Origin of the sequence: Azorhizobium doebereinerae UFLA1-100, from assembly GCF_000473085.1 — a bacterium.
Taxonomy (GTDB): Bacteria; Pseudomonadota; Alphaproteobacteria; order Rhizobiales; family Xanthobacteraceae; genus Azorhizobium; species Azorhizobium doebereinerae.
The window spans coordinates 1-14365 of the sequence record NZ_AXBA01000017.1; the positions used below are offsets into that span (position 1 = coordinate 1).

General features: G+C 67.8%; 19 protein-coding genes and 1 riboswitch. Of the genes, 10 read left to right on the top strand and 9 right to left on the bottom strand.

Annotated elements, in window-relative coordinates; all coding sequences use genetic code 11:
* Nucleotides 1-199: transposase (locus YU1_RS29430; protein ID WP_035713249.1), on the bottom strand; the 199-nt coding region annotated here is incomplete at its 3' end.
* Between the two features lie 325 nt (nt 200-524).
* Here YU1_RS29430 and YU1_RS0114040 point away from each other — a divergent pair.
* Nucleotides 525-905, top strand: coding sequence for a hypothetical protein (locus YU1_RS0114040; protein ID WP_245263329.1), 381 nt, complete (start codon nt 525-527; stop codon nt 903-905).
* A 60-nt stretch (nt 906-965) separates the two neighbouring features.
* On the opposite strand, the gene YU1_RS0114045 is transcribed toward YU1_RS0114040, so the two are convergent.
* The 3 genes from YU1_RS0114045 to YU1_RS0114055 all read right to left on the bottom strand — a co-directional run bounded on the left by YU1_RS0114045 (nt 966) and on the right by YU1_RS0114055 (nt 4753).
* Nucleotides 966-2477: an amino acid permease gene (locus YU1_RS0114045; protein WP_029004618.1), complete on the bottom strand. Its 1512-nt coding sequence runs from the start codon at nt 2475-2477 to the stop codon at nt 966-968.
* 105 nt (nt 2478-2582) lie between these two features.
* Nucleotides 2583-3353, bottom strand: coding sequence for an ethanolamine ammonia-lyase subunit EutC (gene eutC / locus YU1_RS0114050; RefSeq protein ID WP_029004619.1), 771 nt, complete (start codon nt 3351-3353; stop codon nt 2583-2585).
* Entirely contained in the window at nt 3350-4753 is a 1404-nt protein-coding gene (locus YU1_RS0114055) for an ethanolamine ammonia-lyase subunit EutB (protein WP_029004620.1), read from the bottom strand. The genes eutC and YU1_RS0114055 overlap by 4 nt, the downstream gene beginning before the upstream one ends.
* A gap of 364 nt (nt 4754-5117) precedes the next feature.
* Here YU1_RS0114055 and YU1_RS32020 point away from each other — a divergent pair, with 364 nt between their 5' ends.
* From YU1_RS32020 to YU1_RS32680, 4 genes are read left to right on the top strand one after another with little or no spacing between them, the layout of a single operon-like run.
* Entirely contained in the window at nt 5118-5951 is an 834-nt protein-coding gene (locus YU1_RS32020) for a hypothetical protein (protein WP_051356863.1), read from the top strand.
* On the top strand, nt 5948-6319 hold the full coding sequence (locus tag YU1_RS0114065; protein ID WP_029004621.1) for a DUF2019 domain-containing protein: 372 nt from the start codon (nt 5948-5950) through the stop codon (nt 6317-6319). Before YU1_RS32020 ends, YU1_RS0114065 begins: the two co-directional genes overlap by 4 nt.
* Before the next feature lie 11 nt (nt 6320-6330).
* Nucleotides 6331-6699 carry a DUF2019 domain-containing protein gene (locus tag YU1_RS29440; protein WP_035715389.1) on the top strand — a complete coding sequence of 123 codons (369 nt, stop codon included), beginning with the start codon at nt 6331-6333 and terminating at the stop codon, nt 6697-6699.
* Between the two features lie 11 nt (nt 6700-6710).
* Nucleotides 6711-7079 carry a DUF2019 domain-containing protein gene (locus YU1_RS32680; RefSeq protein ID WP_029004622.1) on the top strand — a complete coding sequence of 123 codons (369 nt, stop codon included), beginning with the start codon at nt 6711-6713 and terminating at the stop codon, nt 7077-7079.
* Nucleotides 7080-7171: 92 nt separating this feature from the next.
* Here the strand turns inward: YU1_RS32680 and YU1_RS0114080 are convergent, their stop codons facing one another.
* The 4 genes from YU1_RS0114080 to YU1_RS33460 all read right to left on the bottom strand — a co-directional run bounded on the left by YU1_RS0114080 (nt 7172) and on the right by YU1_RS33460 (nt 9843).
* Nucleotides 7172-8389 carry an acyl-CoA dehydrogenase gene (locus YU1_RS0114080; protein WP_029004623.1) on the bottom strand — a complete coding sequence of 406 codons (1218 nt, stop codon included), beginning with the start codon at nt 8387-8389 and terminating at the stop codon, nt 7172-7174.
* Nucleotides 8390-8521: 132 nt separating this feature from the next.
* A complete protein-coding gene (locus YU1_RS0114085; protein ID WP_245263330.1) occupies nt 8522-8992 on the bottom strand; it encodes an NUDIX domain-containing protein in 471 nt (156 codons plus the stop codon).
* Between the two features lie 46 nt (nt 8993-9038).
* Nucleotides 9039-9638, bottom strand: coding sequence for a glutathione S-transferase family protein (locus YU1_RS0114090; protein ID WP_029004625.1), 600 nt, complete (start codon nt 9636-9638; stop codon nt 9039-9041).
* 19 nt (nt 9639-9657) lie between these two features.
* Nucleotides 9658-9843, bottom strand: a complete 186-nt coding sequence (locus tag YU1_RS33460) for a hypothetical protein (protein ID WP_156922139.1) — start codon at nt 9841-9843, stop codon at nt 9658-9660.
* Nucleotides 9844-10058: 215 nt separating this feature from the next.
* Between YU1_RS33460 and YU1_RS0114100 the strand changes: the two genes are divergently transcribed.
* The 4 genes from YU1_RS0114100 to thiG all read left to right on the top strand — a co-directional run bounded on the left by YU1_RS0114100 (nt 10059) and on the right by thiG (nt 13080).
* Entirely contained in the window at nt 10059-10493 is a 435-nt protein-coding gene (locus YU1_RS0114100) for a MarR family winged helix-turn-helix transcriptional regulator (RefSeq protein ID WP_029004626.1), read from the top strand.
* A gap of 124 nt (nt 10494-10617) precedes the next feature.
* A riboswitch (TPP riboswitch) is annotated at nt 10618-10717 on the top strand.
* Nucleotides 10706-11926 (top strand): glycine oxidase ThiO, encoded by a 1221-nt coding sequence (gene thiO / locus YU1_RS0114105; protein WP_084539862.1) that lies wholly within the window; start codon nt 10706-10708, stop codon nt 11924-11926. Its footprint overlaps the riboswitch before it by 12 nt.
* Before the next feature lie 32 nt (nt 11927-11958).
* Complete coding sequence (gene thiS, locus YU1_RS0114110; RefSeq protein WP_245263331.1) at nt 11959-12204, top strand: sulfur carrier protein ThiS; 246 nt, start codon at nt 11959-11961, stop codon at nt 12202-12204.
* 75 nt (nt 12205-12279) lie between these two features.
* Nucleotides 12280-13080: a thiazole synthase gene (gene thiG, locus YU1_RS0114115; RefSeq protein WP_029004629.1), complete on the top strand. Its 801-nt coding sequence runs from the start codon at nt 12280-12282 to the stop codon at nt 13078-13080.
* Nucleotides 13081-13111: 31 nt separating this feature from the next.
* Here the strand turns inward: thiG and YU1_RS33465 are convergent, their stop codons facing one another.
* On the bottom strand, nt 13112-13504 hold the full coding sequence (locus YU1_RS33465; protein WP_029004630.1) for a DUF2019 domain-containing protein: 393 nt from the start codon (nt 13502-13504) through the stop codon (nt 13112-13114).
* 160 nt (nt 13505-13664) lie between these two features.
* On the opposite strand from YU1_RS33465, the gene YU1_RS0114125 reads away from it, so the two are divergent.
* Nucleotides 13665-14276 (top strand): thiamine phosphate synthase, encoded by a 612-nt coding sequence (locus YU1_RS0114125; RefSeq protein WP_029004631.1) that lies wholly within the window; start codon nt 13665-13667, stop codon nt 14274-14276.
* Nucleotides 14277-14365: the final 89 nt, after the last annotated feature.

Below are 14365 nucleotides of genomic sequence, written 5' to 3' on the forward strand. Positions count from 1 at the left end.
GGAAGACGGTGTTCCATTCTCCAAACAGCTCCGGCAGATCGCGCCAAGGCGAGCCGGTGCGCACGATCCACAGCACCGCCTCGATGAACATACGATTGTCCCGGCCCGAAGAGCCGCGCGTCCGCTCGTCGCCGATGATGTGCGGCGCTATCCGCGCCCACTGCTCATCCCCAAGCACCAGTCGATCAAGAACACCCATCGCTGCCTCATCAAAGGCAGCTTTGAATCACAGATCATTCAGCCCGGGAACCCCAAGAGTCCACACTACCTAGAGCACGTTCCGTTCAAATGGCATCGCCATTTGAACGGTAAAGCGTTCTCTATCAGAGTGTTAGAGGGCGATTCACCGATCAGATTGAAACAATCTGATCGGATCGCGCTCTAGTTCGGGACCGTTTGGACCCGAGCCACGGGGGCGGCGCGCCCGCGCTGCCGCCCAGTCCAGGCCGTCCGGGCTGCGCCGCCGCGCGCGGCCGCGCCCGTCCGGCAATCGCAGACGAATGCCTCCAAGGGAGAGAGATGTCATGAGCGAGCTTCCCCATGCCTTCAAAGAAGTCCGGCTCGAACTGGCCCGCGAGAAGGATCATCCGGAAGGCGCCCGGAACGTGGGCTACCTGTTCGTCGCGCCGCTCGATGCCAATGGCCAGATCGATGCCGATCTGTGGGCGGCGCATCGCGATGCCTGCCATGTGGTGCGCTTCCGGCCGAACGAGGCCGATGACAAGGGCCATCTGGTGCGCCGGCCCGGCGGCAGCTGGGCGTTCCGCTATGACCTCACCGGCGACGAGGAGGACGAGGCGGGCTACCGCTTCAACGACGAGCGCTTCACGGTCGGCGAATATGTGTCGATCCGCGAGGGGGAGGCGTTCCACACCTTCCGCGTGGTGTCCGTCGAGCCGGTCTGAAACCCGGCGAACCGCGCCCGGCCTCGGGGGCCGGGCGCGAGGGGGCGAGGCCTGCGCCGGTCAGTAGCTCTTGTAGTCGGTGGTGCCGCCGGAGAGGGCGAACTCCTCCTCCGGCGAGAGCACCAGCTTGTGGCGGCCGATGGCGGCGAAATAGGCGATGCCCACCGCGAACCAGACGGCAACCCCGATGACCCCGGCCCGGTAGAGCGGATCGGAGAGCTGGAAGTAGATGGTCACCAGCGCGATGACGATGGTGGCCACCGCCCCGGGGATGCCGAACGGGCTCTTATACGGGCGCGGGATGTGCGGCATGTTCCGCCGCATCAGGATGAAGGAGACGGCCTGCATCACGTAGGACAGCATGGCGCCGAACACCGCCATGTTGAGCAGCGTGCCGCCGATGGCCGCCGCGCCCGCATCCGCCCCCAGCGCGAACCAGATCCCCAGCATGATGACGAGGCCCACCAGGGCGCCGGCCGCCATGGCCACATGGGGCGTGCGGCGCGAGCCGTGCGTCACCGACAGCCCGCGCGGGAAGTAGCCGGCGCGGGAGAGCGAATAGATCTGCCGCCCCTGGGCATAGATGATGGTGTGGAAGGAGGCGATCAGCCCGATCACCGCCACCAGCGCCAGCAGCTTGGCGATGCCGGTGCCGTAGATGGCTTTGAAGCCGTCCAGCAGCGGCTCCAGCGAGGTGGACAGGCCGAACGCGCCGTTGGCCACCGAGGAATTCAGCCACAGGATCATGAAGGCGGAGACGATCAGCGTCGCCATCCCCAGCATGATGCCCTTGGGCATGTCGGTGGCGGGATCCACCGATTCCTCCGCCGCCAGGGGCAGTTGCTCGATGGCCAGGAACAGCCACACCGCGAACGGCATGGCCGCCAGCGCGCCGCCGATGCCGAACGGTAGGAACGGCCCGCCGCCATTGGGCAGCTCCACCGCCGCCCCGTCCGGCCCGACGCCGATGTTCAGCGCCCAGCGGGAGAAGTCCATCACCGGAATGGCCGAGACCCAGAAGGCCACGAGGCAGGCGAGCGCGGCCAGCGTCACCACCAACGTCACCTTGAACGACAGCTCCACCCCAACCACGTTCAGACCGACGAAGATGACGTAACCGAAGATCCAGTAGACCGGCTGAAAGGCGGGCGGCGTGCCGAAGATGGAGCCCATGTAGGAACCGATGAAGGACACCACCACGGCGGGGGTGATGACATATTCCACGTTCTCGCACAGGCCGGTGACGAAGCCGCCCCATGGCCCCATGGTGGTGCGGGCGAAGGAATAGGCCGCTCCGGTGTGGGGCAGGGCCGGCGACATCTCGGCGATGGAGAAGGTCAGCCCCAGATACATGATGGCGATGATGACGGCGGCGATGAACATGCCGCCCCAGCCGCCCGACGCGATGCCGAGGTTCCAGCCGGAGAAATGGCCGGAGATGACGGCGCCGACGCCCAGCGCCCAGAGCGACCAGACGCGGGCATGCCGCTTCAGCTGGCGCTGCTCGAAATAGGTGACATCAACGGTGGTGTAACTGACGCCTGTCGGTCTCGGTGCAGTGCTTTCGCTCATGATGAGACATCTCCGCGTGCGCGGGGCGGCCCGCCCAAACGGCGCTGTGCCCCGTTTATCGTAAGGCAAGTTCCATGCCGCGCAACCAGAAGACGCAGGCCCTCCTCAGGGCAGGCGCAGCGGCGGGCGGCCGTCCACCAGGGCCTCGTCGCTCTCGTCCTTCAACTCCACCCCGGTGAGGCCGCGGCGGAAGGCTTCCTTCAGCAGCCAGGCGAGCTTGAAGGCGGCGGCCTCATGCGAGAGCCCCTCGGCGCGCACGTTGGAGATGCAGTTGCGTTGCGCGTCGCTCGCGCCGACCTTGGGCGCGAAGGTGAGATAGAGGCCGAGGCTGTCCGGCGAGGACAGGCCGGGGCGCTCGCCGATCATCACCAGCACCGCGCGGGCGTTGAGCAGCGCGCCCACCTCGTCGCCCAGCGCCACGCGGGCTTCGCGGGCGACGACCACCGGCGAGGTCGTCCAGCCTTCCCGCGCGATCCAGGGCTTCAGCGCGGCGAGGAACGGCACCGCCTGCGCATGCACCGCCGCCGAGGACAGGCCGTCGGCCACCACCAGGGCCAGATCCACCGGCTCCGGCGGCCGGGCGGCGAGCAGGGCGCGGCTGTCCTGCGACAGGCGGCGGCCGAGGTCCGGGCGGCGCAGATAGGTATCGCGGGCGGGCGCGGCGCTGGCCACGTCCAGCGTGTCGAAGCCGAGCGCGCGCACCGCCGCGCCGGTCGCGGCGGCATCGAAGGGGGTGTGCACGGCATCGCGCGCCAGAGCGTGGGCGAGGGAGAATTTGAGCACCTCGGCGGTGGGCAGGCTGGCGCCGGTGCGGCCGAGTGCGATGCGCGCCGGGGTGTGGCGGGCGAGGCCCTGCCAGGGATCGCGCGGGCTCATGCCGCGCGGCCCGCGCTCGTGTGGTCCGTGGCGAAGCCGAGCAGCGGGTGCGAGCCGCTGGCGGGCAGCAGGCGGCCGTCCGGCCCGGTGATGGCCATGCGCTCCAGCCACGCCTCGAACTCGGGCGCTCGTCTCGCGCCGAACACCTCGCGCACATAGAGCGCGTCGTGGAAGGAGGTGGACTGGTAGTTGAGCATCACGTCATCGGCGCCGGGAATGCCCATGATGTAGGTGACGCCCGCCGCCGCCAGCAGCGTGAGCAATGTGTCCATGTCGTCCTGGTCGGCCTCGGCATGGTTGGTGTAGCAGACGTCGACGCCCAAAGGCACGCCCAGCAGCTTGCCGCAGAAATGGTCTTCCAGGCCGGCGCGGATGATCTGCTTGCCGTCATAGAGATATTCCGGCCCGATGAAGCCGACCACGGTATTGACCAGCAGCGGCTCGAACACGCGGGCGACGCCATAGGCGCGGGCTTCCAGGGTCTGCTGGTCGACGCCGTGATGGGCATTGGCGGAGAGCGCCGAGCCCTGGCCGGTCTCGAAATACATGGCGTTCTGCCCCACCGTGCCGCGCTTCAGAGCGCGGGCGGCGTCCGTGCCTTCCTTCAGCACGGCGAGGTCGATGCCGAAGGAGCTGTTGGCCGCCTGCGTGCCCGCGATGGACTGGAACACCAGGTCCACCGGCGCGCCCCGGTTCATCAGTTCGATGGAGGAGGTGATGTGGGTGAGGATGCAGCTCTGGGTGGGGATCTCGAACCGCTCGATCACCTCCGCCGTCAATTTGATGAGGCGGTCCAGCACGGGCAGGCTGTCGGAGGCGGGATTGATGCCGATCACCGCGTCGCCGCAGCCATAGAGCAGGCCGTCCAGCATGGCGGCGGAGATGCCGGCCGGATCGTCGGTGGGGTGGTTGGGCTGGAGGCGCACGGCCAGCGTGCCCGGCAGGCCGATGGTGTTGCGGAAGCGCGTCACCACCCGGCACTTTTTCGCTACCAGGATAAGGTCCTGATTGCGCATCAATTTTGACACCGCGGCCACCATCTCCGGGGTAAGGCCGGGGGCGAGGCGGGCCAGCGCGGCGCTGTCCGCCGCATCCGAGAGCAGAAAGTCGCGGAAATCGCCTACGGTGAAGGCAGACACCGGCGCGAAGGCCGCCGCGTCATGGCCGTCGATGATGAGGCGCGTGACCTCGTCGGCCTCGTAGGGCACCACCGCCTCGCTGAGGAAGGCCTTCAGCGGCAGGTCGGCCAGCGCCATCTTGGCGGCGACGTTCTCCTCCGCCGTGGCCGCCGCGATGCCCGCCAGCATGTCGCCGGAGCGGGGCGGCGTGGCCTTGGCCATCAGGTCTTTCAGGTCGGCGAAGGCGAACCTGCGGCTTCCCACTTGATGGACATAGGTCATGACGGCCTCCACGCGACGTTGCCCGGTGGATGCAATGCGCGTGCCCGCCGGGGTGGCGGGAGCTTACAGGCGGCAAGGCGGTTCGCCCAAGGCAAAAGGGGCTCGCATGTGCTGATGGGCAGGCCTCGGTTCGAGGCCTGCCGTTCCGGCAGCAGTATCATGCAAGGTGGGACATAAGTCTGCATGCGCTGCGCGTGAAGCCACATAGGGCAGCGGCGCTAAATTTTCACAAGTATCTCAATATATGTGTCTTTTCCCGCGCATCTGTCGCGGAGAGGCTTCGTCATAAGAAAATTTTCCTATATACTTATCCCCTCTCCCTGGCGTCGCGCTCATCCTTGAGTGGGTCACAGGGAGGTGGATCATGGCCGTCACGCAGCACCGATCGCCCAGCGCAGCGGAGGATGAGAGCAACTGGCAGGATCAGAGGCTTGAACTGCTGCGCCTGCGGTCCGAACTGGCGGCCCTCCGGTTCCTGACCAAGGGCATGATCCTGAGCGCGGCGTGGCGAAAGGCGAATTTCGATCACAACCAGCCACGCAATCCCGCTGGCATGGGGGAAGTCAGCGGCAGATGGGTCGACGCCGATGGATCTGCCGCTTTCCGCGAGCCCGCGGATTCCGGTGGGGACGAGAATTCCAGGACGCCCAATCCCCGCTTGTTCATCGCCATCTGGCCCTCGAACAGCGCCCCATTCGAGGAGCCTCCCCCGCCGATTCCACCGGAGCCTCCGGCAAGCCCCTGGCAGGCCATTCGTCTCGCGCGCGTCGCGGCGCAATGGGTGGCGCGCGCGGCCATAGCAAACCCTGTGACGACCGCCCTTGTCGCCGCAGGCCTTGTCGCGGGCTTCTGGCTGCATGAGACTTACGGCGGGTACATTTCGTCTTATCTTGAGGCGCCGAAGACGCTGGACCAGTTGCAAGCCGATGTTCGGCAGCCCCGGCAGGGGACTGATGTGCACCACATCGTCGAGCAAGGTCCCGCCGAAGCCGAGGGCTTCTCCCGAAACCTGATCGACGGGCCGGACAACCTCGTCCGCATCTCGACGTTCAAACATTGGGAGATCAACGGATATTACAATCGGTACGACGAGCAGCTTGGAGCCTCGCCACGAAATTACTTGCGAGGCAAAAGCTGGGAGGATCGGACGGAGTTCGGATTGAAAATACTTAAGCAAGTGAAGGTTTTATCGAAATGAAAAATTCAAGCAAAATATCTAGATTAAGCATTGACGAGCTTGTCTCTCTCTTCGTCGAACTATCTCTGGAGATGAAGCGGGCGGACGATTGGCTTGAGAACGGCGCCTATAATCGCGCCCACAAGAAGTTGCGCGACGTGAGGGCAGAGATGAAGACAAGGCCGGGAGATGAGCGCCATGCCCTGCTGCCATTGCTTGCGCATCCGAATATTCAGGTTCGGCTCAATGCGGCGTTCGCGACACTCGCGCTCTCGCCCGATGCCGAAGCCGCCTTGCGTGGGATCGCGCCGCTGGGGCCAGGGAGCCAGCCTTTCGAGGCCAGACGAATGCTGGAAGCCCTGGAAGAGGGCTCCTATAAGCCGACTTGAGGCGTTGCGGGATGGCGAAACGCGGATTTGAGACCTGCAGCACCGACGAACTCGTCGCCCTGTTCGTCGACCTCTCGCTGGAAATGAAACGGGCGGATGATTGGCTTGAGAACGGTGCCTATAATCGCGCCCACAAGAAGTTGCGCGACGTGAGGGCAGAGATGAAGACAAGGCCTGGAGATGAGCGCCATGCTCTGCTGCCATTGCTTGCGCATCCAAACATACAGGTGCGTCTCAATGCGGCTTTTGCCACACTCGCGCTCTCGCCCGATGCCGAAGCCGCCTTGCGTGGGATCGCGCCGTTGGGGCCAGGGAGCCAGCCTTTCGAGGCCAGGCTAATGCTGGAAGCCCTGGAAGAGGGCTCCTATAAGCCGACCTGAGGCGTTGTGGGATGGCGAAACGCGGAATTGAGACCTGCAGCACCGACGAACTCGTTGCCCTGTTCGTCGACCTCTCGCTGGAAATGAAGCGGGCGGACGACTGGATGGAGAACGGCGCCTATAATCGTGCGCACAAAAAATTGCGCGATGTCGAGGCGGAAATGAAGGCGCGGCCAGGCGACGGGCGCCATGCGCTGCTGCCGCTGCTTGAGCATCCCAATATACAGGTTCGTCTCAATGCGGCAGTAGCTACTTTGGCTCTCTCACCCGCTGCCGTGGCCGCCATGCGGGGGATCGCTCCGCTGGGATATTGCGCTCAAGCTGTCGATGCGACACGCATGTTGCGCTCTCTGGATAGTGGTTCATGGAAGCCGACGTGAGGCGTGCATGGCGCGCAAACGAAAAGGCCCCGGCGCATGCCGGGGCCTTTCGCGTTTCGGGGGGAGGGAGCGGCCCGCCGGGGCCGTGCCGCTCAGAAGAAGGCCTGGATGCCGGTGATGGCGCGGCCGATGATCAGCGCGTGGATGTCGTGCGTCCCTTCATAGGTGTTCACGGTCTCCAGGTTCGCGGCGTGGCGGATCACGTGGAACTCGGCCGAGATGCCGTTGCCGCCGTGCATGTCGCGGGCGACGCGGGCGATGTCCAGCGCCTTCCCGCAATTGTTGCGCTTGATGTAGGAGATGGTCTCCGGCGCCAACTGGCCCTCGTCGAACAGCCGGCCGGCGCGCAGGCAGGCCTGCAGGCCGAAGGCGATGTCGGTGGACATGTCCGCCAGCTTCTTCTGCACCAATTGGGTGGCGGCCAGCGGCCGGCCGAACTGCTTGCGGTCGAGCGTATATTGGCGGGCGGCGTCGAGGCAGGCCTCCGCCGCGCCGATCACGCCCCAGCCGATGCCGTAGCGGGCGCGGTTGAGGCAGCCGAACGGGCCCTTCAGGCCGGCCACGTTGGGCAGCAGGTTCGCTTCCGGGATCTCGACGCCCTCAAGCACGATCTCGCCGGTGATGGAGGCGCGCAGGGAAAGCTTCTTCTCGATCTTGGGCGTGGAGAAGCCCTTCATGCCGCGCTCGACGACGAAGCCGCGGATGGCGTCGCCATGGGCCGCCGATTTGGCCCACACCACCGCGAGGTCGGCGATGGGCGAGTTGGTGATCCACATCTTGGCGCCGGTCAGGCGGTAGCCGCCGTCGATCTTCTCGGCGCGGGTGCGCATGCCGGCGGGGTCGGAACCGGCGTCCGGCTCGGTCAGGCCGAAGCAGCCGACCCACTCGCCCGAAGCGAGCTTGGGCAGGTACTTCTTGCGCTGGGCCTCGTCGCCATAGGCGTAGATCGGGTGCATGACCAGCGAGGACTGTACGCTCATGGCCGAGCGGTAGCCCGAATCGACCCGCTCCACCTCGCGGGCGGCGAGGCCGTAGGACACGTAGCCGAGGCCGGCGCCGCCGTAGGTCTCCGGGATGGTGACGCCGAGCAGGCCGAGCTCGCCCATCTCGTTCATGATCTCGCGGTCGAAGCGCTCGTCGAGATAGGCCGAGGTGACGCGCGGCAGGAGCTTCTCCTGCGCATAGTCGCGGGCCGTGTCGCGCACCATGCGCTCTTCTTCGGTCAGCTGGTCGTTAAAGCGGAAGGGATCGGCCCAATCGAATGCCGCCTTCTGTCCGGAGGCCGTCTCGGCCTTGGCTGGTTCACCCATCTGTGGCTCCTCTCTGCCGCAATATGTCGTGCCGCGGGGCTTGCGCTCCGTCCTTTAAGGTCTTGCGAGCCGAATTTGGAGCGGATTCTTGCAAGGCGCCCGGCGCCGGGCCGATCATGGCATTTTGTTTGTCTACCAACAATCGTCCGGAGCGGCCCCGGACGCAACTTCTTGCAGGCGCCGGTGCGTGGCGGGCGTCACCGTCTCGGGCAAGGCGTCGATCAGGAAGGCGCCGACCTCGGCGATCTCGTAGGTCGGCGCGGGGAGCGGACCCATCTCGAAGCGCGGCACGCGAAAGCACACCACATGGTCCCGCCCGCCCACCGGCGGGTTGAAGAACACGCCGTGCAGCTCCAGCGGGCCGATGGCGCGGGTATTGGTCTCTTCCAGCAGTTCACGCCGCGCGGCTTCGACGGCGGTCTCGCCCACATCCACCCCGCCGCCCGGCAGGTGCCAGCCGGGCGAATAGGTGTGGCGCACCAGCAGCACCCGCCGGTCCGCGCCGATGGCGATGGCGCGCACGCCGAGCGTCATGCCGTGGCGCATCCGGCGCGCGAACGGGGCGAGGGGCAGGAGGGTGCGCAGCAGCCACATGGCCGCCATTTGCGCGCCGAAGCCCGCCCCGCGCAAGGGGCGGGAGGCGCTGGGCTCAGGCGTATTCCGCCTCGATCGCCAGCGCGCGGTGGAAGGCGGGCCGCTCCGCGCAGCGCGCCAGATAGGCGGTGAAGGCGGGGCGAGGCTCCAGCAGCTTGAAGATCTCGATGAAGTAGCGCAGGTCGGTGGCGAGCAGGGTGTCCGCGGCGGTGAAGCGGTCGCCGGCGATGAAATGGTTTTCGCTCAACCGGCCTTCCAGTACCGTCATCACCTTGTCATAGCTGCCCCAGCCGGCGGAGCTCGGCGGCAGTTCGATGCCCTTCAGCTTCTGCAGCAGCGCCGGCTCGATACAGGTGGCGGCGAAGAACAGCCAGTGCAGGAACGGGCCGCGCTCGGGATCGCCGAGGCGCGGCGACAGTTCGGTCTCGGGGAAGCGGTCGGCCACATAGAGCGCGATGGCGCCGCTCTCGGCCACGGGCACGCCGCGGTCCACCAGGGTGGGCACCTTGCCCATGGGGTTGGCCGCCAGCCAGTCGGAGCCTTCCGTGGCGCCGCTCGACAGCTCCACCCGTACCAACTCGTAGGGCGCCCCGGTTTCCTCCATGAGCCAGAGGGTCCGGAACGCACGGCTGCGGGGCGCCCAATAGAGTTTCATGGTCAGCGTTCCTCCTGAATCAGGAGAAGAACATGACCGGAAGGTCCTCGCAGGTCGAGAGGTCGGCGGGGCAGGGCGCGGTCAGATCGTCCATGCGGCACAGGCAGCCGCGCGGCACCGCGTCGTCGCGGACGTCGGGCGGCACGGGGGAGGTGTCGGGAGTGGGAGGCCGCTGGCCATCCCGCAGGGTCGGGCGAGGCGTCATCTGGCATGCTCCACGGCCGCGGGGGCCGGACATTTGGGGCGGCGTTACGCCGGATATTCCAAATTAATTGCACGCGAGACAATTTTATGCAATGCTCTTGGATGCTGCACATGCAAAAAAGGTTGGGTGCAATTTAATTGCCGTTGGTGTATAAGCCCATCCAACTCAACCCGCGCCCAGACCTGCGCCTCGAAAGTCCCGTGTCCGGCCCTGCCATGTCCAGCTTCTGCCTCGACGACCTTCTGTGCTTCGCGGTCTATTCCGCCGAGCACGCCTTCACCCGGGCCTACCGTCCGCTGCTCAAGGCGCTCGACCTCACCTATCCGCAGTATCTGATCCTGGTGCTGCTGTGGAAGGCGGACGGACAGAGCGTGAAGGAGCTGGGCGAGCAGCTGCACCTCGATTCCGGCACCCTGACGCCGCTGCTGAAGCGGCTGGAAAGCGCCGGCCACGTGCGCCGGGCGCGCAATCCGGCAGACGAACGGGTGGTCAACATCACCCTCACCGAGCAGGGCCGGGCGCTGGAGGTCAAGGCGCAGGAGGTGATCCGCTCCATGGGCGCGGCCATCGGCCTGTGCCGGGAGGACGCCGCCGCCTTGCGCGAAAAGATGATCACCCTGCGCGACCGGCTCAACGCCGCCGTCGACTGACGGGCGCCGCCGCCCAGCATTGCCCGGCCCGGCGAAACATGCCACAGCCGGGGCGCGCCCATCGGGCGCAGGCGGAGGCTTCCGGTTTACCTTGCCGTCGAAGCATATCCGGCGATAGTAATGACTTGACGGCCTGGGGTGCCGCGCGTCACGCGCGGCTGAGATCATACCCATCGAACCTGTCTGGGTCATGCCAGCGTAGGGAGGAGCCGATGAGCGAGAGCTTGTCGCAACACGCATCGAATTCCGCTTTCGGCACAGCCAAGTCCGGTACAGCCACGTCCCGCACGTCCGGCGTTGCCCGCCCGCATGTGGCGGTGGTGGGCGCCGGCGTCATGGGCCTGTCCATCGCCTGGCGCCTCGCCGCCGCCGGCTGCACGGTGGACATCTTCGAGCAGGGCCGTTCCGGCCTTGGTGCCAGCCATGCCGCCGCCGGCATGCTCGCCGCCTGCGCGGAGGCCGAGCCCGGCGAGGAAGGCCTGCTGGCGCTCAACCGCGAGAGCCAGCGCCTGTGGCCGTCCTTCGCGGCGGACCTGGAAGCCGCCGCCGGCATGGCGGTGGACCTGCGCACCGACGGCACCATCGTTCTGGCGCTGAATGCGGACGACGGCGCCAAGCTGCGCCACCTCATCAGCTTCCAGCAGGGCCTCGGCCTGCCGGTGGAATGGCTGAACGGCGCCGAGGTGCGCCGGCGCGAGCCGCATCTCGCCACCAAGCTCGCCGGTGCCGTGTGGTGCCCCGAGGACCATCAGGTGGACAATCGCAAGGTGTCCGCCGCGCTGCGCATCGCCGCGCTCAATGCCGGCGCGCGGCTGCACGAGGACTGCCCGGTCGAGCGCGTGGAGACGGTCGACGGCCGCGCCCGCGGCGTCATCGCCAAGGGCGAGCGCTTCGGCGCCGACGTGGTGGTGCTCGCCGCCGGCGCCTGGTCGCGCGGCATCGCCATCGCGCCCGCCACGCCGCTGCCGGTGCGCCCGGTGAAGGGCCAGATGCTGGCGCTGGCCATGGACCCGGCGGCCCCCATCCTCAGCCATGTGGTCTGGGCGCCGGGCACCTATCTGGTGCCGCGCAGGGACGGTCGCCTCATCGTCGGCGCCACGGTGGAGGAGAGGGGCTTCAACACCGACCTCACCGCCGGCGGGCAGCTGGCCCTGCTTACCCATGCCTGGCGGGCCTTGCCCACCATCGAGGAACTCACCATCCTCGAGCAATGGGTCGGCTTCCGCCCCGGCAGCCGCGACGACGCGCCGATCCTGGGGTTGAGCGCCGAGGTGGAGGGGCTGGTGTTCGCCACCGGCCACCACCGCAACGGCATCCTGCTGCTGCCGGTGACGGCGCGGGCGATTTCCAGGCTCATCCTCGACGGCGAGGCCGACCCGGTGATCGCGCCCTTCGCCGCCGAGCGTTTCCTGCCCCGCGCGGCGGCGGAATGACGAACCAGATGGACCGGCAAGAGTTGACCCTGATGACCTCCGACGTGATCGAGCAGATGGCTAAGGCCGACGGGATAGAGCTGCGGGTGAACGGCAAGGACGAGCGCCTCGCCGTCTCGACCGTGGCCGATCTGCTCGGCGCGGTCGGGCTCGACGCCACCCGCAAGGGCATCGCCGTGGCGCTGAACGGCGCCGTCGTGTCCCGCCGCGCCTGGGCGGAAACGGCGCTCGCCTCCGGCGACGCGGTGGAGATCATCCACGCCAAGCAGGGCGGCTGAGGCGCGCCGCCCGGTCTCTCGCCGGGCGTCGATTCAGAATGAGCGCCGGATCAGCCCGGCGGGAAAGAGACCAGCATGAACGTCAATGTCGCTCCCCCCGCCGCCCCGGCCGATCCCCTGGTGATCGCCGGGCGCACCTTCGCCTCGCGCCTGTTCCTCGGCACGGCGGGCTATCCCAACCAGCAGGTGTTCCTCGACGCGCTCGCCGCCTCGGGCGCCGAGATGGCCACCGCCTCCATCCGCCGCATCAGCCTCTCGGGCTATGAGGAAAGCCTCGCCGACCTGCTCTCGGGCCGGGTGCATTTCCTGCCCAACACCGCCGGCTGCCAGACCGCCAAGGACGCCGTGCTCACCGCGGAGTTGGCCCGCGAGGCGCTGGAGACCAACTGGGTGAAGCTGGAGGTGATCGGCGACCGCGAGCTGCTCTATCCCAATGTGGAAGAGCTGCTGAAGGCCACCGAGGAATTGGTCGGTCGCGGCTTCGTGGTGCTGCCCTATTGCAACGATGACCCGGTGATCTGCCAGAAGCTGGCGGACCTGGGCGCGGCCACCGTGATGCCGCTCGGCTCCATGATCGGCACCGGGCTCGGCATCGCCAACCCGCACATGATCGAATTGATCTGTGCCCGTTCCCCGGTGCCGGTGGTGCTGGACGCGGGGCTGGGCACCGCCTCGGATGCGGCGCTGGCCATGGAGCTGGGCTGCGCGGCCGTGCTGCTCAACACGGCGGTGTCCAAGGCGCACGACCCGGTGCGCATGGCGAGCGCCTTCCGCCACGCAGTGGAGGGCGGGCGCCTCGCGCGCCTCGCCGGCCGCATCCCGAAGAAGCTGCATGCGGAAGCCTCCAGCCCCGAATTTGGCCTCGTGGGGAGCTGACCGCCGGCGCTGCGCCATGTGACGCCGCGCGTCACGAGGGCTTGTATCTTCCCGCCGCCATCGCCTTCAGCAGATTCGCGGCATCGATGGCCTGGGCGCAGTATCCTAATGGAGCAATACCCTTCAGCGCCTCCTCGGCTGCAGGGGAAAGCGCGAGGGTCGCAATGGCGGCATTGAGGCGGACCTGAATGTTGCGGTGGGCGAGCAGCGGAAGCAGCGCGTGGCGCTGATCTCCAGGGCGTTGTTTCAATTCCTCTCGGATGTCGCGGACGATCTTGTGCGCCCGGTTGTAGGCGCCGTTCTCCATCCAGTCGTCTGCCCGCTTCATTTCGAGCGAGCGGTCGATGAAGAAATCGAACAATTCTTCCGTGCTCATCCGCTTGAGCGGCTTGCGGGCTGGGCGGCGGGGTTTGGGCGGGTCCATGGGCTGACATCTCCCTGGAAGACGCGCGGCACTCCGTGAAAAGAGCCTCGGCACGCGCAGTCTAGCAGGGGATCGTCCGGTCACCTTGCGTGTTTCATCCCCCTGGGCGCCGCGTCCCGTGCGGGCCAGTCTGCGCGCGCCCATCTCCCAGGACCCTGCCGTGCTGCCCTCGCCTCCGCTCCTGCTCATCACCGACCGCACCCAGGCGCGGGGTGATCTCGGCGGCATCCTCGCCGCCGCCTTCGGTGCCGGGCTGCGCTGGGTGAGCGTGCGGGAGAAGGACCTGCCGGAGGCGGAACAGGTGGCGCTGGTGCGAGCGCTGCTGCCGGTCGCCCATGCTTATGGCGCGCGGCTGAAGCTGCACGGCTCGGCGGCGCTGGCGGCGGCGGCGGGGGCCGACGGCGTGCATTTGCCCGCCGGGGCCGATGCGGCGGCCGCCCGCGCGCTGCTGGGGCCGGCGGCCCTTGTCGGGCTGTCCATCCATTCCGAGGCGGAAGCGGCGGCAGCGCCCGCCGGCGTGTCCTATCTGATCGCCGGTCCCGCCTTCCTCACCGCCTCCAAGCCCGGCTACGGCCCGGCGCTGGGGCCGGAGGGACTGGCGCGGCTGGCGCGCGCCACGGCCCGTCCCCTGCTGGCGCTGGGCGGCATCGATGCCGCTACGCTGGCCGCTTGCCGGGCCTGCGGCATCGCCGGCGCGGCGGTGATGGGCGGCATCATGCGCGCGGCCGATCCCGCCGCCGAGGCGCGCGCGCTGATCGCGGCCTGGGGGTGAGGCGGGACGCGGTGCGTCCGGGCACCCGCGCCGTGCAGAACGGCATTGCGGCCGGCGGGGCGCTCGGCCACAACTGGCCTCCCAGCAGG

Coding starts and splice junctions, on each gene's coding strand:
- YU1_RS0114040 (WP_245263329.1), top strand. CDS start 525: ATGAGCGAGCTTCCCCATGCCTTCAAAGAAGTCCGGCTCGAACTGGCC.
- YU1_RS0114045 (WP_029004618.1), bottom strand. CDS start 2,477: ATGAGCGAAAGCACTGCACCGAGACCGACAGGCGTCAGTTACACCACC.
- eutC (WP_029004619.1), bottom strand. CDS start 3,353: ATGAGCCCGCGCGATCCCTGGCAGGGCCTCGCCCGCCACACCCCGGCG.
- YU1_RS0114055 (WP_029004620.1), bottom strand. CDS start 4,753: ATGACCTATGTCCATCAAGTGGGAAGCCGCAGGTTCGCCTTCGCCGAC.
- YU1_RS32020 (WP_051356863.1), top strand. CDS start 5,118: ATGGCCGTCACGCAGCACCGATCGCCCAGCGCAGCGGAGGATGAGAGC.
- YU1_RS0114065 (WP_029004621.1), top strand. CDS start 5,948: ATGAAAAATTCAAGCAAAATATCTAGATTAAGCATTGACGAGCTTGTC.
- YU1_RS29440 (WP_035715389.1), top strand. CDS start 6,331: ATGGCGAAACGCGGATTTGAGACCTGCAGCACCGACGAACTCGTCGCC.
- YU1_RS32680 (WP_029004622.1), top strand. CDS start 6,711: ATGGCGAAACGCGGAATTGAGACCTGCAGCACCGACGAACTCGTTGCC.
- YU1_RS0114080 (WP_029004623.1), bottom strand. CDS start 8,389: ATGGGTGAACCAGCCAAGGCCGAGACGGCCTCCGGACAGAAGGCGGCA.
- YU1_RS0114085 (WP_245263330.1), bottom strand. CDS start 8,992: ATGGCGGCCATGTGGCTGCTGCGCACCCTCCTGCCCCTCGCCCCGTTC.
- YU1_RS0114090 (WP_029004625.1), bottom strand. CDS start 9,638: ATGAAACTCTATTGGGCGCCCCGCAGCCGTGCGTTCCGGACCCTCTGG.
- YU1_RS33460 (WP_156922139.1), bottom strand. CDS start 9,843: ATGACGCCTCGCCCGACCCTGCGGGATGGCCAGCGGCCTCCCACTCCC.
- YU1_RS0114100 (WP_029004626.1), top strand. CDS start 10,059: ATGTCCAGCTTCTGCCTCGACGACCTTCTGTGCTTCGCGGTCTATTCC.
- thiO (WP_084539862.1), top strand. CDS start 10,706: ATGAGCGAGAGCTTGTCGCAACACGCATCGAATTCCGCTTTCGGCACA.
- thiS (WP_245263331.1), top strand. CDS start 11,959: ATGACCTCCGACGTGATCGAGCAGATGGCTAAGGCCGACGGGATAGAG.
- thiG (WP_029004629.1), top strand. CDS start 12,280: ATGAACGTCAATGTCGCTCCCCCCGCCGCCCCGGCCGATCCCCTGGTG.
- YU1_RS33465 (WP_029004630.1), bottom strand. CDS start 13,504: ATGGACCCGCCCAAACCCCGCCGCCCAGCCCGCAAGCCGCTCAAGCGG.